The organism is Streptomyces sp. NBC_01233 (assembly GCF_035989305.1).
In the GTDB taxonomy this organism is placed as follows: domain Bacteria; phylum Actinomycetota; class Actinomycetes; order Streptomycetales; family Streptomycetaceae; genus Streptomyces.
The window spans coordinates 7,256,517-7,278,249 of the sequence record NZ_CP108514.1 but is presented as its reverse complement, the minus strand read 5'-3'; the positions used below and the strand labels follow the sequence as shown (position 1 = coordinate 7,278,249).

General features: G+C 73.1%; 23 protein-coding genes and 1 pseudogene. 8 read left to right on the top strand and 16 right to left on the bottom strand.

What is annotated here, in order from left to right; translation table 11 throughout:
• Positions 1-19: 19 nt before the first annotated feature.
• The 9 genes and pseudogenes from OG332_RS34145 to OG332_RS34105 form a co-directional block, all read right to left on the bottom strand.
• Entirely contained in the window at positions 20-604 is a 585-nt protein-coding gene (locus OG332_RS34145) for a GTP-binding protein (RefSeq protein ID WP_327417059.1), read from the bottom strand.
• Between the two features lies 1 nt (position 605).
• A complete protein-coding gene (locus OG332_RS34140; RefSeq protein WP_327417058.1) occupies positions 606-974 on the bottom strand; it encodes a DUF742 domain-containing protein in 369 nt (122 codons plus the stop codon).
• On the bottom strand, positions 974-1,390 hold the full coding sequence (locus OG332_RS34135) for a roadblock/LC7 domain-containing protein (RefSeq protein ID WP_327419471.1): 417 nt from the start codon (positions 1,388-1,390) through the stop codon (positions 974-976). Before OG332_RS34135 ends, OG332_RS34140 begins: the two co-directional genes overlap by 1 nt.
• Positions 1,387-2,940 (bottom strand): sensor histidine kinase, encoded by a 1,554-nt coding sequence (locus tag OG332_RS34130; RefSeq protein WP_327417057.1) that lies wholly within the window; start codon positions 2,938-2,940, stop codon positions 1,387-1,389. Before OG332_RS34130 ends, OG332_RS34135 begins: the two co-directional genes overlap by 4 nt.
• A gap of 73 nt (positions 2,941-3,013) precedes the next feature.
• Positions 3,014-3,592: pseudogene (locus tag OG332_RS34125) on the bottom strand (nitrate- and nitrite sensing domain-containing protein); the annotation flags it as partial.
• 593 nt (positions 3,593-4,185) lie between these two features.
• Positions 4,186-4,599: a peptide-methionine (R)-S-oxide reductase MsrB gene (msrB, locus tag OG332_RS34120; protein WP_327417056.1), complete on the bottom strand. Its 414-nt coding sequence runs from the start codon at positions 4,597-4,599 to the stop codon at positions 4,186-4,188.
• A 23-nt stretch (positions 4,600-4,622) separates the two neighbouring features.
• Positions 4,623-6,017, bottom strand: coding sequence for a UDP-N-acetylmuramate--L-alanine ligase (gene murC, locus OG332_RS34115; RefSeq protein WP_327417055.1), 1,395 nt, complete (start codon positions 6,015-6,017; stop codon positions 4,623-4,625).
• A gap of 53 nt (positions 6,018-6,070) precedes the next feature.
• Positions 6,071-6,538 carry an indole-3-glycerol phosphate synthase gene (locus OG332_RS34110; protein WP_327417054.1) on the bottom strand — a complete coding sequence of 156 codons (468 nt, stop codon included), beginning with the start codon at positions 6,536-6,538 and terminating at the stop codon, positions 6,071-6,073.
• A 148-nt stretch (positions 6,539-6,686) separates the two neighbouring features.
• On the bottom strand, positions 6,687-7,469 hold the full coding sequence (locus tag OG332_RS34105; protein WP_327417053.1) for a pyrimidine reductase family protein: 783 nt from the start codon (positions 7,467-7,469) through the stop codon (positions 6,687-6,689).
• Positions 7,470-7,553: 84 nt separating this feature from the next.
• Here OG332_RS34105 and zapE point away from each other — a divergent pair, with 84 nt between their 5' ends.
• Together zapE and OG332_RS34095 are read left to right on the top strand one after the other, a co-directional pair.
• On the top strand, positions 7,554-8,609 hold the full coding sequence (gene zapE / locus OG332_RS34100; protein ID WP_442816391.1) for a cell division protein ZapE: 1,056 nt from the start codon (positions 7,554-7,556) through the stop codon (positions 8,607-8,609).
• Positions 8,610-8,673: 64 nt separating this feature from the next.
• Positions 8,674-9,099, top strand: a complete 426-nt coding sequence (locus tag OG332_RS34095; protein WP_327417051.1) for an OsmC family peroxiredoxin — start codon at positions 8,674-8,676, stop codon at positions 9,097-9,099.
• A gap of 61 nt (positions 9,100-9,160) precedes the next feature.
• Here the strand turns inward: OG332_RS34095 and OG332_RS34090 are convergent, their stop codons facing one another.
• Together OG332_RS34090 and OG332_RS34085 are read right to left on the bottom strand one after the other, a co-directional pair.
• A complete protein-coding gene (locus OG332_RS34090; protein WP_327417050.1) occupies positions 9,161-10,243 on the bottom strand; it encodes an amidohydrolase family protein in 1,083 nt (360 codons plus the stop codon).
• 39 nt (positions 10,244-10,282) lie between these two features.
• The gene (locus OG332_RS34085) at positions 10,283-11,596 is read right to left on the bottom strand and encodes a cytochrome P450 family protein (protein WP_327417049.1); all 1,314 of its coding nucleotides are present in this window, start codon (positions 11,594-11,596) and stop codon (positions 10,283-10,285) included.
• Positions 11,597-11,852: 256 nt separating this feature from the next.
• On the opposite strand from OG332_RS34085, the gene OG332_RS34080 reads away from it, so the two are divergent.
• From OG332_RS34080 to OG332_RS34070, 3 genes are all read left to right on the top strand, one after another.
• Positions 11,853-12,428: a hypothetical protein gene (locus OG332_RS34080; protein ID WP_327417048.1), complete on the top strand. Its 576-nt coding sequence runs from the start codon at positions 11,853-11,855 to the stop codon at positions 12,426-12,428.
• A 69-nt stretch (positions 12,429-12,497) separates the two neighbouring features.
• Positions 12,498-13,856 carry an alkaline phosphatase PhoX gene (locus tag OG332_RS34075; protein WP_327417047.1) on the top strand — a complete coding sequence of 453 codons (1,359 nt, stop codon included), beginning with the start codon at positions 12,498-12,500 and terminating at the stop codon, positions 13,854-13,856.
• Between the two features lie 71 nt (positions 13,857-13,927).
• Positions 13,928-14,848, top strand: a complete 921-nt coding sequence (locus OG332_RS34070) for a polysaccharide deacetylase family protein (RefSeq protein WP_327417046.1) — start codon at positions 13,928-13,930, stop codon at positions 14,846-14,848.
• Between the two features lie 16 nt (positions 14,849-14,864).
• Here the strand turns inward: OG332_RS34070 and OG332_RS34065 are convergent, their stop codons facing one another.
• Positions 14,865-15,068, bottom strand: a complete 204-nt coding sequence (locus tag OG332_RS34065; protein ID WP_327417045.1) for a hypothetical protein — start codon at positions 15,066-15,068, stop codon at positions 14,865-14,867.
• A gap of 241 nt (positions 15,069-15,309) precedes the next feature.
• On the opposite strand from OG332_RS34065, the gene OG332_RS34060 reads away from it, so the two are divergent.
• The 3 genes from OG332_RS34060 to OG332_RS34050 are packed head-to-tail and all read left to right on the top strand — an operon-like array spanning position 15,310 to position 18,895.
• Positions 15,310-16,665 (top strand): discoidin domain-containing protein, encoded by a 1,356-nt coding sequence (locus OG332_RS34060; protein ID WP_327417044.1) that lies wholly within the window; start codon positions 15,310-15,312, stop codon positions 16,663-16,665.
• Positions 16,665-17,912 (top strand): MFS transporter, encoded by a 1,248-nt coding sequence (locus OG332_RS34055; RefSeq protein ID WP_327417043.1) that lies wholly within the window; start codon positions 16,665-16,667, stop codon positions 17,910-17,912. The genes OG332_RS34060 and OG332_RS34055 overlap by 1 nt, the downstream gene beginning before the upstream one ends.
• A complete protein-coding gene (locus tag OG332_RS34050) occupies positions 17,909-18,895 on the top strand; it encodes a TolB family protein (protein WP_327417042.1) in 987 nt (328 codons plus the stop codon). The genes OG332_RS34055 and OG332_RS34050 overlap by 4 nt, the downstream gene beginning before the upstream one ends.
• Positions 18,896-18,949: 54 nt before the next feature.
• Here the strand turns inward: OG332_RS34050 and OG332_RS34045 are convergent, their stop codons facing one another.
• The 4 genes from OG332_RS34045 to OG332_RS34030 form a co-directional block, all read right to left on the bottom strand.
• Positions 18,950-19,450 carry a hypothetical protein gene (locus tag OG332_RS34045; RefSeq protein WP_327417041.1) on the bottom strand — a complete coding sequence of 167 codons (501 nt, stop codon included), beginning with the start codon at positions 19,448-19,450 and terminating at the stop codon, positions 18,950-18,952.
• Positions 19,451-19,649: 199 nt separating this feature from the next.
• On the bottom strand, positions 19,650-20,300 hold the full coding sequence (locus OG332_RS34040; RefSeq protein ID WP_327417040.1) for an ABC transporter: 651 nt from the start codon (positions 20,298-20,300) through the stop codon (positions 19,650-19,652).
• The gene (locus OG332_RS34035) at positions 20,297-21,106 is read right to left on the bottom strand and encodes an ABC transporter ATP-binding protein (RefSeq protein ID WP_327419470.1); all 810 of its coding nucleotides are present in this window, start codon (positions 21,104-21,106) and stop codon (positions 20,297-20,299) included. Before OG332_RS34035 ends, OG332_RS34040 begins: the two co-directional genes overlap by 4 nt.
• Positions 21,103-21,720, bottom strand: a complete 618-nt coding sequence (locus OG332_RS34030; RefSeq protein WP_442816390.1) for an AIM24 family protein — start codon at positions 21,718-21,720, stop codon at positions 21,103-21,105. The genes OG332_RS34035 and OG332_RS34030 overlap by 4 nt, the downstream gene beginning before the upstream one ends.
• Positions 21,721-21,733: the final 13 nt, after the last annotated feature.

Below are 21,733 nucleotides of genomic sequence, written 5' to 3'. Positions count from 1 at the left end.
AGGTTCCTCCGCCCGGGGGTCAGCCGCTGACCGCCGCCGGTGCCTGCGCCCGGGCGATGAGCCGGTCGAGCAGCGAGAGCAGGGACGCGCGCACGTCCTGGCGGGAGCGGGCGTCGAGCATGAGGACGGGCGTGTCCGGATCGCGCAGGTGCAGCGCCGCTCCGATCTCCTCCGCGGTGTACGGCTGTTCGCCGTGGAAGCAGTTCGCCCCGACCACGAACGGCAGTCCGCGGCTCTCGAAGAAGTCGACGGCGGGGAAACTGCGGTCGAGGCGCCGCGTGTCGACCAGCACGATCGCCCCGAGCGCCCCGTTCAGCAGGTCGTCCCACATGAACCAGAAGCGCTCCTGGCCCGGTGTGCCGAAGAGGTACAGGACGACTCCGGCGTCGGTGAGGGTGATCCGGCCGAAGTCCATCGCCACCGTGGTGACCGTCTTGGACTCGATGCCTTCGAGGTCGTCGACGCCGATGCCCGCGGCCGTCAGCCGTTCCTCCGTGCGCAGCGGCTCGATCTCGGAGATCGTCTCCACCAGGGTCGTCTTGCCGACCCCGAATCCACCGGCGATGAGGACCTTGACCGGGGCCGGTTCCCGGGAGGCGGGCATGTCATATCCGGGCAAGATTGTCCCTGATTCTCATGAGCAGGTGGACGTCGGTGGTCTCGGCGGCCGCCAGGGGCGGCCGGTGGTCGATCAGCCCGCGGTCGGCGAGTTCACCGAGGAGCAGCGTCATCGGGGTGAGGCGGATGTGCATCCGCGCCGCTATCTCGGCGACCGCCCGCCCGCCCGGCGGAGCGCACATGGCGAGGATCTCCTGCCACTCGGTGGGCAGCCCGCCGAGCGCTTCGTCGGTGGCCGCCGCCGTGATCGTGGTATCCATGGTGAGGACGGTCTGCGGCACGGCCGTACGTCCGTCGGTCAGGGCGTACAGCCGCGTACGGCGGCGGCTCGCGGGCTGCGACTCGTCCTGCGGCATTACGCGGACGGCACCTGACCGCGCTCGGGGGTGCCCAGCCACTCGCCGAGCGCCTGGGCGGTGCGTACCGCCTCGCCGCCCAGTTCGCCGAGGCGGGCCTTGCGGGAGGTCACCACGATGAGCGTGCTGCCCTCCCCGCACCCGACGATGCACAGGTACCTGTCGTCCATCTCCACGAGCTGGCGGATGACGCTGCCGCCGTCGATCTCCCGCGATATCGCCTTCATCGTGGAGGCGATGCCGGAGGCGGCGGCCGCCATGCGCTCGGCCTGGGGCTGGTCCAGCAGGTAGGCGCTGAGCCGGATGCCGTCGTTGGACAGGAGCACGGCTCCCTGGATGCCCGCGATCCGGCTCAGGTTGTTGTCGAGGACGCTGTAGATGGCGTCGTTGGCGGCGGTGTTCGGTGAGGTGGTCATGGCTGATCCCGTCGGAGCTCTTCTTCCACTGTCTGGGTCCCCTGTTCGTAGTCCGCCCAGGCGTCGGCCACCTCTTCGGATGTCGCGGTGTCCGGCCGGACGGGCGTTTCCGGCGCGCGGGGCGCGCGCAGCTGGTCGGCGATGTGGGTCTGCGGGACGCGCTCGGGGAGGGCCGGCCGCGCGGGGGCGTCCGCCGGAGCCGGCCGGACCGCGGGTGCGGGCACGGGAGCGGGCGTCTTCGAACGGCGGCTGGGCAGACCGGCGCCCGTGAGCAGGACCGGCTCGGGCTCGGGCGCGGGCTCGGGCGCGCGCTCGGGCTCGGGCTCGGCAGCGGGTTCGGGCTCCTCGGGGAGGTCCGGAGGGGAGACGGCCGGGGCGGTGACGGCCGGCGCCGGGGCCGGGGCGGTGACGGCCGGGGCAGTGACGGCCGGGGCCTGGGCCGAGGGGTCCGACGCGGGCCGGGCCGGGGCGGTGGCGGCCGGCGCGGGCCGGGCCGGGGCGTCCGGGGCGTGCGCCACCAGCAGGTTCCCGGGGAGGACCACCACGGCGCAGGTCCCTCCGTACACCGAGCGGCGCAGGGTGACGGTCGCCCGGAGCTGGTCGGCGAGGTGACCGACCACGAAGAGCCCGAGCCGGTGCGCGTTCTGCGCCAGGACGGAGTACGGCGGGGCCTGGTGCAGGCGCCCGTTCATCTCCTCGTAGCGCTCGGGGCTCACCCGCGGCCCGCGGTCCTCGATCTCGACCGACAGCCCGTCCGCGACCAGTTCGGCGCGGATGACGACCGTCGACCGCGGCGGGGAGAACCGGGTGGCGTTGTCCAGCAGTTCCGCGAGCAGGTGGCTGATCTGGCTGATCGCGCTCGGTTCCACGCTGGTCTCGTCCAGGGCCTGCCGCTCGATGCGCCGGAAGTCCTCGACCTCGGCGGCGGCTTCGCGCAGCAGGTCGGCGACGCGTATGGGCTCGGTGTGCGGGTCGGGGACCTCGCCGCCCGACAGGATGAGGAGGTTCTCGATCTGCCGCCGCATGCCGACCGTCAGCTGGTCGGACCGCATCAACTGGGCGAGCAGTGCCTCGTCGTGGCCGAAGGTGTCCTGGAGGTCCTCGGTGAGGCTCAGCTGGCGGCTGACCAGGTTCCCGGTGCGCGAGGCGATGCCCGAGGCGAACAGGCCGAACCCGTGGCGCTCGGCGGCGAGCAGGCGGTGTCCGTCGACCGACACGGCGACGGCCCGGGCGAACGCGTCGCTGATGCGTCCGACCTCGTCCCGGTCCCCGCTCACGGCCGGCAGGGCCTCGGGGTCCACGGTCTGTCCGCGCTGGAGCCGGTCGACGATGTCGGGGAGGGTCTCCTCGGCCACGGTCACCGTGCGTTCGTGCAGGTCGTTCAGACGGCGGAGCACCGACCGGGTGGTGAACACGACCACGATCACAACGGCCAGCAGCCCGCCGCCGCTTCCCCCGATCAGCCAGGCGACCTCGGTCTGCAGCTCCGCGGCCTTGGCCTCGCCGCGGGCGAGCACCGAGCGCGCCAGGTCGATGTTGAGCGTGGTCATCTGCGGAGAAGTTGGAGTGCGCGGACGACCAGCCGGCGACCTCGGCGGGCACCCTGATGCCCGAGACGGTGTCCTTGTGTCCGGAGAGGACCGCGTTCTCGATGCGCGTCTTCGTCTGCCAGTCCGCGGAGCCGACGACCCGCTCGTAGAACCGCTCGTCCCCCGCCGAGAGGTGGGGCACGATGGACGCCTCGTGCAGGTACCGCTGGGCTCCCAGGGAACTGACGAACTGGTCGTAGCCGGCGAAGCTCAGTTCCCCGGAGGGCCCGGCCAGGGCCAGGACGGTGTCCTCGCGCGCCACCATCTCGGTGGCCTGGAGCATCGCCACCACGGGCCGGCTCGCCTGGGCGAGTTCGGCGTCCTCCGCGTGGCTGAACTCCTGCTGGTACACCTGGATGACCTTGCCGATCACCTCGGAGTAGTAGGCGAGCGTGCTGTCGGCGGCGCCGCTGCGGGTGTCCGCGCGCTGGCGGTACGCGGCCAGTTTGTCGAGCTGCCGGGTGACCTCCCCGAAGGACCTCGAGGGATCGTCCGCCAGCCGGCGGAACTCGGCCGCCGCCAGGTCCGTGGCCCCGCGCCGGGCGCGCAGTTCGCCCTCGGCCCCGTCGTTGCCCGCCCACTGGGCGGCGGTCGCCGTCCGCTCCGCCTGCATGTCGACCATGAGCGTGTAGAGGGGGGCGCCGATCCGCTCGGCGGCCTCCACGTCGGCCCTCAGCTGTTCCGACTGTGCCAGCAACCGCTCTGCGGTCAACGTGACTTGAGTGCCCATCGCCAGGGTGGGGAGCACCGCCAGCCAGATGAGCAGGGTGCGCAGGCGCACGGTGCGCCACCGACGGGTCGTCGACTGCCCTCGTACGCCTTCGGGTTCTATGGGAGACATCGGTCCTCGGGAACGGGGGCGGCAGGGGGATGTCGGGGGTTGCCGAGCAGCCGGACGGCACGGTCCTGGGAAGGGGTCGGCCACAACCGGTCCGGCTGCGGCGGGATGTGAGGGTGCCGATCATAACCAGACACATGGAGAAAACGGATAGGTGTCTTCACCGGCCAAGCGTGCTATCGCCTCTGGATCACTGCAGGCCAGAGACCGGATCGGAATCGAACCGCGATGTCCTCGACATCATGACGGGCCCGTTCCGGCCAGCGGCGCGACCGCCCGTCCGCCGCGGGCCGACCGGCAACCGGAACGCGCGCGGGCCCCCACCGGCCTGTACGAGGTCGGTGGGGGCCCGCCGGGGTCCCGCGGTGTCAGCCCTCGTCGGAGGAGGGGGTCAGGCGCAGGGAGATGCTGTTGATGCAGTACCGCTGGTCGGTGGGGGTGGGGTAGCCCTCGCCCTCGAAGACGTGGCCGAGGTGGGAGCCGCACTTCGCGCAGCGGACCTCCGTACGGACCATGCCGTGCGAGGTGTCGGCGATCAGCTCGACCGCGTCGGTGTCCTTCGGGTCGAAGAAGGACGGCCAACCGCAGTGCGACTCGAACTTCTCCGAGGAGCGGAACAGCTCGGCCCCGCAGCCGCGGCAGGAGTAGACGCCCTCCGTCTTGGTGTCGGTGTACTCACCGCGGAAGGCGGGCTCGGTGCCCGCGAGGCGCAGCACCTGGTACTCGGACGGGCTCAGCTCCGCCTGCCACTGCTCGTCCGTCTTCTCGACCTCGTAGGACATGTCTCTCCCGCTCCCTCGTACCTTCAGCTCGACAGCCGGGCGAGGATGGCCGGACCGAGGTCCGTGACGTCTCCGGCGCCCATGGTGAGAACGAGATCACCGGGCTTGGCCATTCCCGCGATGACGTCGGCGACGGCCGCCTTGTCGTGCTCGGCGGTGACGTCGGCGCCCGCGGACCGGGCGGCCGCGATGATCAGCTCGCTGGTGATGCCGGGGATCGGGTCCTCGCGGGCCGGGTAGATGTCCAGGACCACGGAGGCGTCGGCCAGGGCCAGCGCCTGGCCCATCTCCTTGCCCAGTTCCTGGGTGCGGGAGAAGAGGTGGGGCTGGAAGACCACCAGGATCCGGGAGTCCCCGGCGGCGCCCCGGATGGCCTCCAGGTCGGCGGTCATCTCGGTGGGGTGGTGGGCGTAGGAGTCGATGACCTGGACGCCCGCGGCCTCGCCCTTGAGCTGGAGGCGGCGCTTGACGCCGGTGTACTTGCCGAGGGCGGAGGCCAGGTTGTGCGCCGGGATGCCGAGGGCCACGCCGGCGGCGAGGGCCGCGACGGCGTTGTGCGCGTAGTGGCGGCCGGGCACCGAGACGGTGAAGGTGAGCATCCGGCCGCCCAGGACCACGGTGACCTCGCTGGTCAGGCCGCGCGGGGTGATCTTGGTGATGCGGATGTCGGCGTCCTCCTCCTCGCCGTACGTGACGACGGTGAGGCCCTCCTGGCCCGCGACGCGGCGGGCGATCTCGGCGGCGCCCTCCTGGCCGTGGGCGACGACCAGGGTGCCGCCGGGCACGATCTTGCCGACGAAGGTCTCGAAGGACTCGTAGATCTCCTCGATCGACGCGTAGTTCGCGTGGTGGTCGAGCTCCGCGTTGAGGATGATCGCGACCTGCGGGCTGTACTTGTGGAAGGTGCGGTCGCTTTCGTCCGCCTCGGCCACGAAGATGTCGCCCTCGCCGTGGTGGGCGTTGGAGCCGGGGGCGTCCAGGTCGCCGCCGATGGCGTACGAGGGGTCCAGGCCCAGGGCCGAGAGGGACACCGCCAGCATCGAGGTGGTGGTGGTCTTGCCGTGCGTACCGGCGACGGCGATCGGGCGCAGCCCGTCCATCAGGCCGGCGAGGGCGTCGGAGCGGTGCACGACGGGGATGCCGAGCTCGGCGGCGCGGGCCAGCTCGGGGTTGTCGGCGCGGATGGCGCTGGAGACGACCACGGAGGTGGAGTCGTCGGCGAGGTGGCCGGCCGCGTGCCCGATGTGGACCGTGGCGCCGTGGGCGCGCAGTGCCTCGGCGGTCTCGGAGTCGCGGGAGTCGCTGCCGGCGACCTGCGCTCCGCGCTGGGCCAGGATCTTCGCGATGCCGGACATCCCGGCGCCGCCGATGCCGATGAAGTGGGGCCGTTCCATGGCGGTCGGCAGGCCGGGCTTCATTCAGGTCGCTCCAGGATCGAGGGGTGGTGCTTTCGAGCTCTGACGGGCCAAGCCTATTCGTTGTGGGCGAAGAGCTTGAGCACCGGAACGCCGACCTTGTGGCGGGCCCGGGAGGCCCAGTCGCGGTGGAAGAACTCCTCCACGAAGTGCGGGGCGGTCAGGACGATCACCTCGTCGGCGCCGGTCTCGTCCACGACGGCCTTCAGTTTGTCGAGCGGGTGGTCGTCGATGATCTGCCCGGTGGCCTTGGCGCCCTTCTGCCGCAGGGCGTTCAGGGAGTGCGCGAGCGCGTGCGCCGCGGGGCCGCGGGCGGCTTCGCCCTCGGGTTCGTCGCCCTCGCGGATGGCCTCGGGGAGCTCACCGAGCGCGACGTCGTCGATGGCGCGCAGCAGTCGGTCCTGGTCGCCCCGGGGTTGCATGAGGACGACGAAGGAGACCTGGTCGTCGCCGTGCAGGGTCGTGACGAAGTCCACGTCCACCGTGGTCAGCGGCTGCTCGATCATCAATACGCTCGTGAACACGGACGCCCTCTCCTTCATGGGCCGAGGCCGGCTGGCCGGCCCCTGCGGAAACCATCCTGCCCCGCTGTCGCACGGGGCCTTGCGCAGACATGTCTGCCCAGTTATGTGCCCAGCGGGGGCAAAGCGGAACGACAAATTCCGCCCCTTGTCAGATCCGACGGTAGCTCGTGAAGAGGAACCCGGCCTCTTCCAGTACGGAGGCGGGCGCGAGCCGGTGCGGAACCGTGACGGAGGGTCCCCCGGAGATCCGCTGGGCGTCACCGGCGGCGAGCATCGGGGAGATCGTCAGGCACAGCTCGTCCAGGGCGTCGGCGGCCACGAACTGGCCCAGCAGCCGGGGCCCGCCCTCGGTGAGCTGGCGGCGCAGCCCCCGCCCGGCCAGCTCCCGTACCGCACGGGCCGGGTCCACGGCCGCGCCGTCCCCGGCCACCACGACCTCGGCCCCGGCCTTGACCGCCTCGGCCACCCGGTCGGCGGGCGCGGCGGCACCGGTGACCACCAGGGTCGGCACCAGCGGGGAGGTGAACAGGGGCAGGGAGAAGTCCAGGTCCATGCGCGCGGTGAGCACGGCGATCGCGGGGGCCGGGCCCTGTCCGGCGGCCTCGCGGCGGGCGGCGAAGGCCTCCCGGGCACGTGCCGGGCGGTAGCCCTCCTGGCGAACCGTTTCCGCCCCGACGACCACCACATCGGCCAGCGCCCGCAGGGTGCCGAAGATCTTCATGTCGGTCTCGCCGGAGATGGGCTGCGAGCGGCCGTCGTGCTGGGCAGCCCCGTCCAGGGTGGAGACCATGTTCGCCCGCAGCCAGTGTCCGTCCGGCCCCAGGGCGGGGTACGCGTAGGCGTCCGCGAGCTCGTCGAGCGACCACTCCCGGTCGGCCCGGTCCCGGGGCGAGTCTGGTGTCTGATCGGTCACAGGGAACAGGCGTCGCATCCGGGCAGTGTGCCACGCCCCGTAGAGTTAAGGGCTGTGTCGACATCACTCTCCACCTCCGGTTACACCTCCGGCCGGCCTCCGATAGCCGACGCTGGGCCCCAGGCCCTGTGCGCGCGCGAGCCGCGGGTGCCCGCCGAACGACTGGTGGCCGAGATGGTGCCGCCGCCGCGGTTCGACTCGGTCCGCTTCGACACGTACGACCCGGACCCGGCCCAGCTGAGCCAGTCCGAGGCGGTCACCGTGCTGAGCGGCTTCGCCGCCGGTCTGGGCGGGGCGCACGCGAGCGGCGCCGGCAAGAAGCGCTGGTTCTCCAAGAAGCCGGCGGCCCCCTCCGGTCCGCGCGGGGTCTACCTCGACGGCGGGTACGGCGTCGGCAAGACCCACCTGCTCGCCTCCCTGTGGCACGCCACCCCGGCCGAGCCCGCGCTCAAGGCCTTCGGCACCTTCGTGGAGCTGACCAACCTGGTCGGCGCGCTCGGCTTCCAGCAGACCGTGCAGACCCTGGGCGGGCACCGGCTGCTGTGCATCGACGAGTTCGAGCTGGACGACCCGGGCGACACCGTGCTGGTGTCCTCGCTGCTCAGCCGCCTCGTCGAGCAGGGCGTGGCGCTGGCCGCCACCTCCAACACGCTGCCCGGCAAGCTCGGCGAGGGCCGGTTCGCCGCCGCCGACTTCCTGCGGGAGATCCAGGGTCTGTCGGCGCGCTTCCGGCCGCTGCGGATCGACGGCCAGGACTACCGCCACCGCGGCCTGCCCGAGGCACCGGCCCCCTTCTCCGACGAGCAGGTCGCCAAGGCCGCGTACGCGACCCCGGGCGCGAGCCTGGACGACTTCCCCGGCCTGCTGGAACACCTGGCCCGGGTGCACCCGAGCCGCTACGGAGCGCTCACCGACGGGATCACGGCCGTCTGCCTGACCGATGTCGGTCCGGTGCCGGACCAGTCGACGGCGCTGCGGCTCGTGGTGCTGGCCGACCGCCTCTACGACCGCGAGGTCCCGGTCCTTGCCTCCGGGGTCCCCTTCGACCGGCTCTTCAGCGACGACATGCTGAACGGCGGTTATCGGAAGAAGTACTTCCGCGCCATATCGCGGCTCACCGCGCTGGCGCGCGACGCGAAACCCCTGGTGTCCCAGTAGGTTTGGGGATGCCGGACGCCCTCACCGGTGTCCGGCCTTTTCCACTTCTGCGAAGGGATCACCCATGGCCACCACGCGTCACGCGCACACCGTCTGGGAAGGCAACCTGCTCAAGGGGTCGGGCGTCGTCACCCTCGACTCGTCCGGCCAGGGCTCGTTCGACGTCTCCTGGCCCTCTCGCGCCGAGGCCGCGAACGGGAAGACCAGCCCGGAGGAGCTGATCGCGGCCGCGCACTCCAGCTGCTACTCGATGGCCCTCTCGCACGGCCTGGACGGCGCCGGGACCCCGCCCACCCGGTTGGAGACCAAGGCGGACGTGACCTTCCAGCCGGGCGAGGGCATCACCGGCATCCACCTGACCGTGCGCGCCGAGGTCCCCGGGCTGGACGCCGAGGCCTTCGCCGCGGCCGCCGAGGACGCCAAGAAGAACTGCCCGGTCAGCCAGGCCCTGACGGGTACGACGATCACCCTGAGCGCCGAGCTCGTCTGACGCTCCCGCTGTGGCGGGACACGAACGGGAGCGTGGGCCGCGGCTGCGGCCCACGCTCCCGTCACGCCGTCGCCAACTGCGGGATCAGGCGCATCGCGTTGCCGTGGTAGATCCCCTGCAGCTGCTCCGGGGTGAAGGCCGGGTCCGCGTCGAGAGCGGGGAGCGCCAGCTCCGTGACCGTGTCGGCGGGGGCGGCGGGCCAGTCGGTGCCGAAGAGGACGTGGTCGGCCGGCACGTGCTCCAGCAGGGTCGCCGCGGGCGCCATGGGGCCGGCCGTGTCGTAGTAGAAGCGGCTCAGGTGGTCGCGGACGGCGGCCGGATCGACGCGCGGTTCGCAGAACCGTCCGAGGGCCTGCAGGCGCGTGGCGATGTACGGGAGGAAGCCGCCGGCGTGCGGCAGGACGACGGAGATGTCCGGGAAGCGGTCCAGCGTCCGCCTGCTGATCATGTTCACGGCGGCGCGCGTGGTGTCCAGCAGGAAGTCGCACATGAAGTTCGGAATGCCCGGAACCGCGGACGCACCGGGCGGGCAGCCGGGCAGGTTGTGCGGGTGGGTGTCCACGACGGCGGAGAACTCGTTCAGCTCGTGGAACAGCCGGTCGTAGGACGGGTCCCCGAGGTAGACGCCCCCGTAGTTGGCCGTCACGTTCACGCCGACGGCGCCGAGCTGCCCGAGACCGCGGCGCACGGCCCAGGACGACGCGTCCTGGTCGTCCAGGAACAGGGGCACGTAGTACGAGAACCTGCCCGGATGCGAGGTCGCCACCTCGATCATCGACTGCAGCGTGATGTTCACGGCCTCGCGCAGCTGCGCCGACGACTGGTAGCGCGCCGGCAGCATCGGCTTGAGGACGGCGGTCGTGATGCCCGCGCCGTCCATGAAGCGGATCGCGTCCCCGATGTCGAGCCGCGTCCACGGAGGCAGCTGTTCCTGCGTGATCAGCCCGTGGTGCACGGCCCATTCGCGCCATTGCGGAGCGCAGTAGTGATGATGCATGTCGATCTTCGAATGGACCGCGCGGGCCGTGTCCGGGCCCTGTGCGGAGGGACCCCGCGCGACGCGGATGACTTCGCTGGTGCCCACCGCGGCAATGCGCAGTTCGTCCGCCGGGGTGCCCAGGAGGCGCAGCGCGGGGGTACTCACGGAATCCGTCATGGTGATCCACCGCCCATCGGGTCTGGGTTACTTTCCGGAGGCCACGGAGGCCAGGGTCGGCTCGCCGGGCTCCCCGTCCGGGCGCGAGGGCTCCAGGACGAGCCGGAGGTGTTCGAGCCCCCGGAACGCCGCCACCGGTCCCTTGAGCCACGCCCGCTCGGTCTCCCGCGCGTCCGCGAGCTCCATGTCCGGGAACTCCCGCAGGAGACAGGCGAGCGCGATCTCGAGTTCGAGCCGCGCCAGCGGCGCCCCCAGGCAGTAGTGGGTCCCGTGGCCGAAGCCCAGGTGCGTCCCCTGGAGTCCCTCGCGCGTCACGTCCAGGTCGTCCGGGGAGTCGAACTTCTCGGGGTCCCGGTTGGCCGAGGAGATCGCGATCTGCACCAGGGCGCCCTCGGGGATCAACGTGTCCCGGATCCGGGCGTCCTGCGCCGCGTACCGGAAGGTCGACGTCTCCACCGAACCCTCGAAGCGCAGCATCTCCTCGACCGCCCGCGGAATCAGCCGGGGGTCCTCGCGGAGCTTCGCCGCCTGGTCGGGGTGGAGCAGCAGGTTGAGGACGGAGTTCCCGATCTGGTAGGCGGTGGTCTTGTGGCCGGCGAAGAACAGCACCCACAGCGACGCGACCAGTTCGGGGTCCTCCAGCCGTTCCTCCGCCTGGATGAGGTCGCTGAGGAAGGAATCCGACGGGTGCTCGCGCGTGTCCGCGATCAGCCGCTCCAGCCGGTGCTGCAGCCGCTCCTCGGCCGCCTGCAGCTCCGCCCTCCTGCCGGGATCGAACCGGGAGCGCGTCACCTCGGCGAACTGCTCCAGGATCTCCGGGCGGTCCTCCTGCGGGATGCCCATCAGTTCGCACAGGACCGCGATGGGCAGCGGGAACGCGAACGAGGCCATCAGGTCGACCGTGCCGGCCTTCCGGCATGCGCCGAGGATGTCCTCGGCGATCTCGGTGATCCTCGGGCGCATCTCCTCCACCCGCCGGGGGGTGAAGGCGCTCCGCAGGATGCGGCGCAGCCGCGTGTGCCGCGGCGGGTCCGAGAAGAGCACGTTGTCGTCGAGCGCGTCGAAGAAGCTGCCGTACACGGCGTGGTAGGTGTCGATGGCGCCGCGCATGTTCTTGCTGAAGCGCGGGTCCGAGAGGGCGTCGCGGGCGTCGTCGTGGCGGGTGATGAGGTACGTGTCGACCCCGTGGGGCGGAGTCAGCCGGCACACCGGGGCCTGCTCGCGCAGGGCGGCGTACATGGGGTGCGGGCACTGCCGGTATTCCGGCGCGCCCCTGGACACGGCCGAGACGATGTCCTGCAGCTCTCCGCCGCCGTTCGGTGCCGCATCCTGCTGCGCCATGTTCCGCACCCTCCATCGCACTCGCTCGCACTCGCCTTCTGCGGACACACGGGTTCCCCGTGCGGGTGCGCCGCGAAACGGCGCCGTTCCCGTTCGAGTGAGGCGGCGGGGCCGGGTACGAGGTCGTCCGCGTGCGGGCCCCGGCCGCCCCTCAGCCGATCGGCGGTCGGCCGTCCGGGGCCGGGTGTGTGGCGGGCGCGGTGGCCCGGGGAAGGGGTAGGTGGTCTCTCGCCAGCCCGTCGCAAGGAGCCCGCGCATGGCCCGCAGTCTCGCCCTGGCCCTCACCGCAGCCGCCTCGCTCACCGTGGCGGCGCTCGCCGCTCCCGCCGCCTCGTCCGCCGCTGTGCCCCGTCCCGACGCCGACCGGGGCGTGGGCCGGGCGGTGGCCGACCGGGCCGTCGTGTACAAGGCGACGGCCAAGTACCAGGTGCACGCCAACGCGGTGGCGGCCGGCTACAGGCCGGACAAGTACTGCGTCTTCGACAGGGCGGGGGGAACGGGCGCGCTCGGCTACCCGCACTTCAACCACGCGTACGACAACTCCGTCGACCCGGCGAAGCCCGCCGCGCTGTACTACGAGGACGACGGGCGCGGCGGCAAACGCCTCGTCGGGGTCCAGTGGCTGGTCTACGACCGCGACCAGAAGCTGACCACGGACGACGACCGCCCCACGCTGTTCGGCGTCCCCTTCAAGGGCCCCAAGCCCGGCAACTTCCCCGGCCAGCCGGTCCACTACGCCCTGCAGCTGTGGCTCTGGAAGGAGAACCCCGGCGGCCTGTTCCAGACCTTCAACCCGGCGGTGACCTGCCTTCCGGGCACCACCCGCCCCTGACGACGCCCCTGACGCCGTTCCTGAACACCGCTGTCCAACACCGCTGCCGAACACCGCCCGGAGCCGCCGATGTCCGTCACCCGACGCAGCCTGCTCGCCGCCGGCGCGATCGCCTTCAGCGGGACGCTCGGCGCGCTGTTCGCCGGCGGCTCCCCCGCCCCGGCCCGGGCCGCCGGCGCCGGGCGGGGGTACGGGCCGCTGCTCCCCGACCCGCGCGGGCTGCTCGACCTGCCCGCGGGGTTCGGCTACCGGGTGCTCTCGCGCGCCGGCACTCCCCTGCGCTCCGGCGAGGGCGCCGTTCCGGCGAACTGCGACGGCATGGCCGCCTTCGACGCGGGCGGCGGCCGCGTGCGGCTGGTCCGCAACCACGAGAACCGCACCACCGCGGCCCTGCGCGTCCCGGCCGTGCCGGGACTGACGTACGACCCCGCGGCCCTGGGCGGCTGCACGGCCCTGGAACTCGACCCGGCCGGGAGGGTCACCGGCGAGCGGGTCGTCCTCGCCGGCACCGCCGTCAACTGCGCGGGCGGCCGGACCCCCTGGAACACCTGGCTGAGCTGCGAGGAGACCGAGGACCGCGCGGGCACCTCCGGCTACACCGAGGACCACGGCTACGTGTTCGAGGTGGACCCCGCCGACCCTCACCGCTCGGGGGCGGTCCCGCTCACCGCGATGGGCCGCTTCGCGCACGAGGCCGTCGCCGTGGACCCGTACCGCGGGGTCGTCTACGAGACGGAGGACGCCTTCATCAAGCCCTTCGGGCTGTTCTACCGCTTCCTGCCGGCGCGGCCGCTCGGGGGGCCCGGCTCGCTGCGGGCGGGGGGCGCCCTGGAGGCCCTGCGCGTGCCGGGGATCGCGGACCTCGCCGTGGTGGACGAGCCCGGGGCGGAGTTCCCGGTGGAGTGGGTGCCCGTACCGGACCCCTCCGCGGCCGGGACCCCGATCCGGCTCCAGGACTTCGGGCCGGGCGGGATCACCCACGCGCAGAAGCTGGAGGGTTGCTACTGGGGCGGCTCGGGCGTCCACTTCGTCTCCAGCTACGCCCGCACGGGCGAGGGCGCTGGCGCCGACCACCACGGGCAGGTGTGGTTCTACGATCCTCGCCGGGCCCGGCTCCGGCTGGACGTGCTCTTCGGCCCGGCCGCCGACGTCGCGCTGCCCGGGGACTCCCCCGACAACATCTGCCTGGCCCCGGACGGCGGCCTGATGGTGTGCGAGGACGGCGGCGGGGCCCAGTACGTCTTCGGCGTGACGGTGGGCGGCGAGGTCTACCCGGTGGCCCGCAACGCCGAGGACATCGGGCGGCCGGGGGCCCCGGAGTGGGGGGAGTTCGCCGGGGTCACCTTCTCCCCCGACGGGCGCACGCTGTACGTCAACGCCTACGCCCCGGGCACCACCTTCGCGGTGACGGGCCCCTGGCACCGCTGACCGGGGGTCCCGAGGGGTGAGTGGGAGTGCCGCAGACGGTCACTTGTCACATAGTCATATAGTTTGCGTGCGTGACCCTTTCTGTGCGCAAGGTGGCGGCCTCGGCCGCTCTCAGTGCCGCCCTCACCGCCTCCCTCGCGGGATGCGGGGGCGGCTCCGGCACCACGGACGCCGGCCGCGAAGCCCGCTTGGGCACGCCGGCGGCGTCCGCCCCCGCGGCCTCCGCCCCCGCCCCCGGCACCGCCTCCCAGAGCCCTTCCCCCGACGCCCCGCAGGCCGGCCCGCCCGCCAAGGCCCCGACCCTGGCCCCCGGCCCGAACGGACTGACCCCCGTCTTCGAGCGCGCGAAGCAGCAGACGGACAAGACCGTGGCGCTGACCTTCGACGCCGACATGACCTCCGACCAGGGGCCGCGCGCCGCGGACGGGGAGCACTTCGACAATCCCGCGCTGATCTCGACCCTGCGCACGCTCAAGGTGCCCTCGACGATCTTCATGACGGGCCGCTGGGCCGAGGAGTACCCGGACCAGACGAAGTCCATCGGCACCGACCCGAACTTCGAGCTCGCGAACCACTCGTACAGCCACCACGCCTTCAAGTCCCCCTGCTACGGGCTGCCGGCGCTCGACGGCGCCGCCGCCCGCGCCGACGTGGACCGCGCCTTCGCCGCCTTCCGGCAGGCGGGGGCCGTCAACACCGTGCCGTACTTCCGCTTCCCCGGCGGCTGCTACGACGACCAGGCGCTGCGGGCCCTGTCCACGGCCAAGGTCACGGCCGTCCAGTGGGACGTGGTCAGCGGGGACGCCTTCGCGAAGGACCCGGACGCGGTGGCCGAACAGGTGCTCGCCGGGGTGAAGCCCGGCTCGGTGGTGGTCATGCACTGCACGCGCAGCGCCGCCCCGGTCACCGAGGAGGCCGTCCGGAAGATCGTCCCGGAGCTGCGCAAGCGCGGCTACCGGTTCGTGAAGGTCTCCGAGCTCGTCGGGAAGTGACCGGCGGCCGGGCCCTTCAGCCGGAACAGGCGGTGCGCTGCGCGTCCTGCCACTCGCACACCGGGCAGAGCACCACGCCCGGGGTGGCGACCCCGTACTCGGTGGGCTTGCCGCACTCCAGGCAGTCCGCGTACGGCGGCCCGTCCACCCGCCCGGCCGGGGCGGCGGGGGCGGGGCAGTACGACGGGGTCTCGTACGGGGTCTCGTCCGACCGGTCCATGCGTACGAGCCTACCGGCGGACGGCTCGCGGACAAGTGCCGCCCGAGCACTGGTAGGAAAGTTTCCTTCCTGTTTAGTGTCCCGGGCGGCGGCTTGGCGCGGTGCCCACCCCCACGGGCATGACGCGCTCAGTGAGAGCTCTGACCCGGCCGCCGTGGCGCCGCCCCCTGCCCGCGGGCGGGTGCGGCGCTCCGCGCCAGTGTCCAGCTCTCGCCGCCCCTCAAGGCAGGGAGTTCCAGGTATGCGCCTGAACGCCTCCGCTCACCCCCGTCTGTTACGCAGCAGACTTCGCCCCCTCCTCACCGCCCTCACCGGCCTCGCCGCACTCACGCTCGTCGGCGGGTTCCTCCTGGCCTGGCCCGGACGGGCCGGGGCCGCCGCCGACCCCCTCATATCCCGCGGGAAGCCCGCCACCGCCTCCTCCACCGAGTCCTCCTCGCTGGGCGCGAAGAACGCCTTCGACGGCGACCCGGCCACCCGCTGGGCCAGCGCCGAGGGCAAGGACCCGCAGTGGATCCGGGTCGACCTCGGCGCCGGGGCCACCGTCTCGCGGGTACGGCTCACCTGGGAGGCGGCCTACGCCAAGGCGTACCGCGTCGAGGTCTCCGCCGACGGCGCCGCCTGGACCGCGCTCGCCACCGAGACCGCCGGCAACGGCGGCACCGACGACTGGACCGGCCTGTCCGGCAAGGGCCGCTACCTGCGCGTCCAGGGCACCGCGCGCGGCACCTCGTACGGCTACTCGCTCTTCGAGGCCGAGGTGTACGGCACCGTCGGGGACGGGCCGCCGCCGGGCGGCTCCTTCACGGTCGTCGCCGCCGGTGACATCGCCGCGCAGTGCACGGCGTCCGACAGCGGCTGCGCGCACCCCAAGACGGCCGCGCTCGCCCAGCGGATCGACCCGAAGTTCTACCTGACGATGGGCGACAACCAGTACGACGACGCCCGGCTCTCCGACTACCGCGCCTACTACGACAAGAGCTGGGGTGCCTTCAAGGCCCGGACCCGGCCGGTGCCGGGCAATCACGAGACGTACGACCCGGCCGGCCCGCTCGCCGGCTACAAGTCGTACTTCGGCAGCATCGCCTACCCGCAGGGCAAGAGCTACTACAGCTTCGACGAGGGCAACTGGCACTTCGTCGCCCTCGACTCCAACTCCTTCGACCAGGCCGCCCAGCTCAACTGGCTGAAGGCCGACCTCGCCGCCAACACCAGGCCGTGCGTCGCCGCCTACTGGCACCACCCGCTGTACTCCTCCGGCGGGCACGGCAACGACCCCGTCTCCAAGCCGGTCTGGAAGATCCTCTACGCCGCCAGGGCCGACCTCGTCCTGAACGGGCACGACCACCACTACGAGCGGTTCGCCCCGCAGGACCCCGAGGGCCGGGCCACCGCCGACGGGATCGTGGAGATCGTCGGCGGGATGGGCGGCGCCGAGCCCTACCCGATCGAGGAGGTCCAGCCCAACAGCCAGAAGCGGATCAGCGGACCGTACGGCGTGGTGAAGCTGGACTTCACCGACTCCGGCTACGGGTGGTCCTACGTGGCCACCGACGGCCAGGTCAAGGACACGAGCCCGAAGTACAGCTGCCACTGATGTACCTGGCCGCCAACGGCCGCCCGGACGCGCCGCCCCGCCCCCCAGGGGCCCGGCGGCGCGTCCCCGCCGCCGTCCTCGCGCTCGGCGCGGTCAGCCTCGTCACCGACGTCTCCTCGGAGATGGTCACGGCGGTACTGCCGCTCTACCTCGCCCTGGGCCTGGGCCTGACCCCCCTCCAGTTCGGCTTCCTGGACGGCATGTTCAACGGGGCCACCGCCCTGGTCCGGCTGCTCGGCGGGCGGCTCGCCGACCGGCGCGGCCACCACAAGCGGGTCGCCGGCGCCGGCTACCTGCTCTCCGCGCTCTCCCGGCTCGGACTCCTCCTCGCCGGGGGCGCCACGGGTGGGATCGCCGCCGCGCTCGCCGCCGACCGGCTGGGCAAGGGCATCCGTACCGCCCCGCGCGACGCCCTCATCTCGCTCAGCGGGCCCCCGGAGAGCCTCGGCCGGTCCTTCGGCGTGCACCGCGCCATGGACACCACGGGCGCCCTGCTCGGACCGCTCGCCGCGTTCGCCGTGCTGTGGGCGACCGCCGACGCCTACGACGCGGTGTTCGCCGTCAGTTTCTGCACCGGCCTGCTCGGCGTGCTGCTGCTCGTCGTGTACGTCCCGGCGACGCCCGGGCCGGCCGCCGCTCCCCCGGCGAAAAGCCTCCCGCCCCGGCGCTCGGTCCTGCGCGATCCCGGGTTCCGCCGGGTGCTCTGCGCCTCGGCCCTGCTCGGCGCCACCACCATCGGCGACGCCTTCCTCTACCTGCTGCTCCTGCGCGGACTCGACCTGCCGCCCGCCCTGTTCACCCTGCTGCCGCTCGGGGCCGCCGCCGTCTACCTGCTGCTCGCCGTCCCCGCGGGCCGGATCGCCGACCGGACCGGGCGCCGGACGGCCTTCCTGCTCGGACACTGCGCCCTGCTCGGCGCGTACGCCCTGCTGCTCACCCCCGTCTCCCCGCCGACCGTCGTGGGGGTGCTCGCCCTGCTGGGGATCTTCTACGCGGCCACCGACGGGGTCCTGATGGCGCTCGCGGCTCCCGCACTGCCCGCGGCCGGCCGGGCGGGCGGGCTCGCGGTGCTGCAGACCGGCCAGGCGCTGGCCCGGCTGCTGGGCGCCGCCGGCTTCGGGGCGGCCTGGACCCTCTGGGGGCAGCGGCCCGCCCTCTGGGCCGCCGCCCCCGCGCTGGCCGGGGCGCTCGCGGCCGCCTCGCGCATCCTGCCCACCACTCCCCCGACCGCCCCGGAGGGCCCGTGAATCCCCCGTCCCGCCGACTGCGCCTCGTCCTCGTCATCACCGCGGTGCTGCTGCTGGCGGGCGGCTCGCTGGGGTACGTACTGCACGCACGGCACCGCGAACGGCCGCCCGCACAGCAGGCCGACGCCTCCTTCGGGGTCGAGGAGCCGGGCCTCTACTTCCGGGACACGGCCGGCGGGCGGATCGCGCGCCAGGGCGGCCCGGGCCTGCCGCGGGTGACCGGCGGCCCGTCCTGCGACCGCTTCCACACCGCCGGGGACCACGCCCTGTGCCTGCGCAAGCTGCCCGGGGTGCCGGCCCGCACCGAGGCCCTCGTACTCGACCGGCGCATGCGGGAGGTCCGCACGGTGACCGTGCCCGGCATCCCGAACCGGGCCCGCGTCTCGGCCTCGGGCCAGGTCCTGTCCTGGACCACGTTCACGACGGGCGACTCCTACAACACCGCCGCGTTCTCCACCCGGACGGCGATCCTCGACCTGCGCACCGGCTATCTGATCAAGTCGATCGAGCAGATCCCGCTGACCCTGGACGGGGCCCGCCACCACGACTCGGACGTCAACTACTGGGGCGTGACCTTCGCCGCCGACGACAACCGCTTCTACGCCACCATCTCCACCCGGGGCGCCACCCACCTCGTCGAGGGCGACCTGCGCGCCTGGTCGGCGAAGGCACTGCGGGAGAACGCCGAATGCCCCTCGCTGTCCCCGGACGGCGCCCGCGTCGCCTTCAAGAAGAAGGTCTCCGACGACCCCCGGGCACCTTGGCGGCTGTACGTCCTCGACCTGTCGACGATGCGCGAACACCCGCTGGCCGAGCCCCGCAGCGTCGACGACCAGGCCGCGTGGCTGGACGACGCGACCCTGGCCTACGCCCTGCCGGGCCAGGACGGCCGCGCGAGCGACATCTGGTCGGCGCCGGCGGACGGCACGGGCGAGCCCCGCCTCCTCGTCCCGGGCGGTTCCTCGCCCGCCGACGTGGGCTAGGGGGTGCCTTGCCGCCTGTCGGCAAGGCACCCCCTAGCTAGGTCCTGTCGTACGTCAGACGACGGGGGTGTCCGGGAGGGGCGAGAACCCGGTGCCGCACGCCGCCACGATGTTCGCCGGCGTGAAAGGCGTGTTGTCGGAGGTGCACCGGGCCTCGTGCAGCACCCCGTCCTGGGCCAGCAGGGTGATGTAGAGGATGCCGGGGTTCGACTCGGTGACCGAGGCCGCGCTGTCCACGACGCACCTCGGCGCGTTGGCGAGGAGGCCGAGGTTGACCCACACGCCCGGGTTCCGGCTGTCGTTGAGGAATGAGTGTCCTTGTGCGTCGGTCGCGACACGGAAGATCACGCCGGACGGGAAGTTGACGTAGTCCGGAGCGGCAGAGCTGACGTCGCGGGCACCGCACTTCCTGCCCTGCTCCGACACGGCGCTGTTGGGGTCCGGGGCGCTTCCCGGGCCGTCATCGGCGACCGCGGACGGGACCATGAGCGCCCCGAGCAGTACCGCTCCCGATACGACCGACATGCCCCGCGCGGCCCAAGCCAGCTTCCTCATGTGCTTCCTTTCCTGGAGGGGAGGCCCTCCGTGACATGCACGGAGCGGCCACATCTACGGGAAGAGGCATCCCCGCCCGCGACGGGACCATCACTGAAGGTTACATATCATCACTCTTTGGAACCGTGGGAGGGCTCGAATGGCGGCGACCCGGTACCCGTCCGCCCGGCGGCCGCCGATGGGTGTCCACGAGACACCCCTAGATCCGGCGCGCGGCGGCCAGGCAGGCCGCCGTGCCCGCCCCGGCGGCCAGCAGCAGCGCGCCCGCCAGGTCCGTGAGCGGCAGTGGCACCGTCCCCGAGCGCCCCGCCGTGACCAGGGCGGACACTGCACTGCGGGCCGGGGAGACCGCGATGACCAGGGCGAGCAGGGAGCCGAGGGCCCCGGCCAGGACGGCGGGGCCCCGGCGCCGGACCAGCGGCCGGCTGGACAGGGCGCCCACGGCCGCGCCGGTCAGTGCGCAGGCCGCCATCGCGAGGGCCCCGGCGAAGCCGGCCGCGCCGGGCTCGGCGCCGGCCCGGTCGCCGGTCGGCAGTGCCACTGCGGCGGCCGCGGCTCCGGCGAGCAGCGCCCCGGCCGTCGCGGTGAGCAGGGCCGCCGCGTGCACCCGTACGGGACCGGCCGCGGCGGCCGTGCAGTCGCGGGCCGCGTCGGGTTCGACGGTCACGCAGATCCGGACCAGCCAGGCGGTGGCCGGGACCAGGCCGGCGGCCGCGAAGCCGAGGGAGTCCGGCACCGGGTCGCCCGGCCGGATGCCGACGGCCACGAAGGCGGCGTAGGTGATGAGGGGCGCGAGCCAGCGCTGGGAGCGCAGCAGCAGGGCGCCCTGGTAACGGAGCAGGGCGGTCACGGAAGTTCCTCCACGGCGCGGATGTGCCAGGGCGGCCGGGCGGTGAGCAGGTCGCGCAGGACCGCGTCGGAGCGTTCGGCTTCCACGGTGAGCAGCACTCCCCCGCCGACTGCCGGCGAAGCGGCGAGGTCCGGGGGCAGTGCCCGGCCGGGCGGTCCGACCGCGTGGATCCGTACGCGGGGTCCGGCCGCCGCGGACACCGGTACGAGTGCCCCGCCCTCGAGCCGGTGGTGGGCGTCGGCCGCGCCCGCGAGCCGCCGCGGGTCGTGGTCGACGAACACCACCGCGCCTTTGGCGGCGGTGCGTTCGGCGACGGCGAGGTCCAGCTCGGCGCGGGCCGCGGCGTCCAGCCCGGTCCATGCCTCGTCGAGGACGAGCAACTCCGGCTCGGCGAGCAGGGCCTGGGCGACGGCCACCTTCTGGCTGGTCCCCTTGGACAGTTCGGCCATCGGGGTGCGGGCGTGCCCGGCAGCGCCGAACCGCTCCAGCCAGTGCGCCACCCGCCGGGCCGCCCCGGCCCGCCCGAGCCCGTGCACCCGGCCCAGGTGGGTCAGGTAGGACGCGGCCGTGAGCGGCAGCGCCGCCGGGAAGCGCTCGGGCACGTAGGCCGTGCGGCGCGGGCGGCCGTCGACGCGCCCCTCGGTCGGGGTGTCGATCCCGGCGACGAGCCGCAGCAGGGTGGACTTGCCGCCGCCGTTGCCGCCTTCGATCCGGACCAGCGTGCCGGGCGGCAGCTCCAGCGAGACCCCCCGCAGCACCCAGGGCCCGCGACGCCCGTAACGCCGGCCCACACCGGTGAGGTTCAGTGCGCCGCCGCCGTCTCGGTGACCTCGCTCGGGCGGACGATGACGAAGCCCTCGCCGCGCAGCATCAGCTGGACGGCCTCGCCGGAGCCGCCGCGGATCATCGAGCCGATCGACTGGGAGCGGTGCAGGCCGGTCTCCAGCTGGGCGCTCCAGCCGACCACGGCGTCCGTGTCGACGTAGACCGGGACCTGGGCGGTGACCGGGATGATGATCGGGTTGCCGTCGCAGATCACGGCGAGCTTGCCGGTGCCGGTGAAGAGGCTGTTGAAGAGGCCGCCGCCGGTCATGCCGGCGCCCTTCACCATCTTGATCTCGTAGGACAGGGTCGGGTCGAAGCAGAGCACGTTGCGGCCGTTGACGGTGAGGGCGTCGCCCGGCTCGAAGTCGATGATGAAGCAGTTGGCCGCCTGGTGGGCGAACCAGGCCTCGCCCTGGCCCCGTACGGACATGAGCGCCAGGCCCTCGCCCGTCACGGCGCGCTTGAGCATGCCGCCTATGCCCTGGCCCTTGCGCTCGAACTGGAGGTTGCCGCGGAAGGCGACCATCGAGCCCTGACGGGCCAGCACTTCACCGTTGACGTTGCACTTGACAGACTTGGCGTTCTGCAGGCTCATGCCAGGGGTGACG

Excerpts from the sequence above, each read along its gene's own strand:
- OG332_RS34145 (WP_327417059.1), bottom strand. The coding sequence starts at position 604 with ATGCCCGCCTCCCGGGAACCGGCCCCGGTCAAGGTCCTCATCGCCGGT.
- OG332_RS34140 (WP_327417058.1), bottom strand. The coding sequence starts at position 974 with ATGCCGCAGGACGAGTCGCAGCCCGCGAGCCGCCGCCGTACGCGGCTG.
- OG332_RS34135 (WP_327419471.1), bottom strand. The coding sequence starts at position 1,390 with ATGACCACCTCACCGAACACCGCCGCCAACGACGCCATCTACAGCGTC.
- OG332_RS34130 (WP_327417057.1), bottom strand. The coding sequence starts at position 2,940 with ATGACCACGCTCAACATCGACCTGGCGCGCTCGGTGCTCGCCCGCGGC.
- msrB (WP_327417056.1), bottom strand. The coding sequence starts at position 4,599 with ATGTCCTACGAGGTCGAGAAGACGGACGAGCAGTGGCAGGCGGAGCTG.
- murC (WP_327417055.1), bottom strand. The coding sequence starts at position 6,017 with ATGAAGCCCGGCCTGCCGACCGCCATGGAACGGCCCCACTTCATCGGC.
- OG332_RS34105 (WP_327417053.1), bottom strand. The coding sequence starts at position 7,469 with ATGCGACGCCTGTTCCCTGTGACCGATCAGACACCAGACTCGCCCCGG.
- OG332_RS34095 (WP_327417051.1), top strand. The coding sequence starts at position 8,674 with ATGGCCACCACGCGTCACGCGCACACCGTCTGGGAAGGCAACCTGCTC.
- OG332_RS34085 (WP_327417049.1), bottom strand. The coding sequence starts at position 11,596 with ATGGCGCAGCAGGATGCGGCACCGAACGGCGGCGGAGAGCTGCAGGAC.
- OG332_RS34080 (WP_327417048.1), top strand. The coding sequence starts at position 11,853 with ATGGCCCGCAGTCTCGCCCTGGCCCTCACCGCAGCCGCCTCGCTCACC.
- OG332_RS34075 (WP_327417047.1), top strand. The coding sequence starts at position 12,498 with ATGTCCGTCACCCGACGCAGCCTGCTCGCCGCCGGCGCGATCGCCTTC.
- OG332_RS34065 (WP_327417045.1), bottom strand. The coding sequence starts at position 15,068 with ATGGACCGGTCGGACGAGACCCCGTACGAGACCCCGTCGTACTGCCCC.
- OG332_RS34060 (WP_327417044.1), top strand. The coding sequence starts at position 15,310 with ATGCGCCTGAACGCCTCCGCTCACCCCCGTCTGTTACGCAGCAGACTT.
- OG332_RS34055 (WP_327417043.1), top strand. The coding sequence starts at position 16,665 with ATGTACCTGGCCGCCAACGGCCGCCCGGACGCGCCGCCCCGCCCCCCA.
- OG332_RS34045 (WP_327417041.1), bottom strand. The coding sequence starts at position 19,450 with ATGAGGAAGCTGGCTTGGGCCGCGCGGGGCATGTCGGTCGTATCGGGA.
- OG332_RS34030 (WP_442816390.1), bottom strand. The coding sequence starts at position 21,720 with ATGAGCCTGCAGAACGCCAAGTCTGTCAAGTGCAACGTCAACGGTGAA.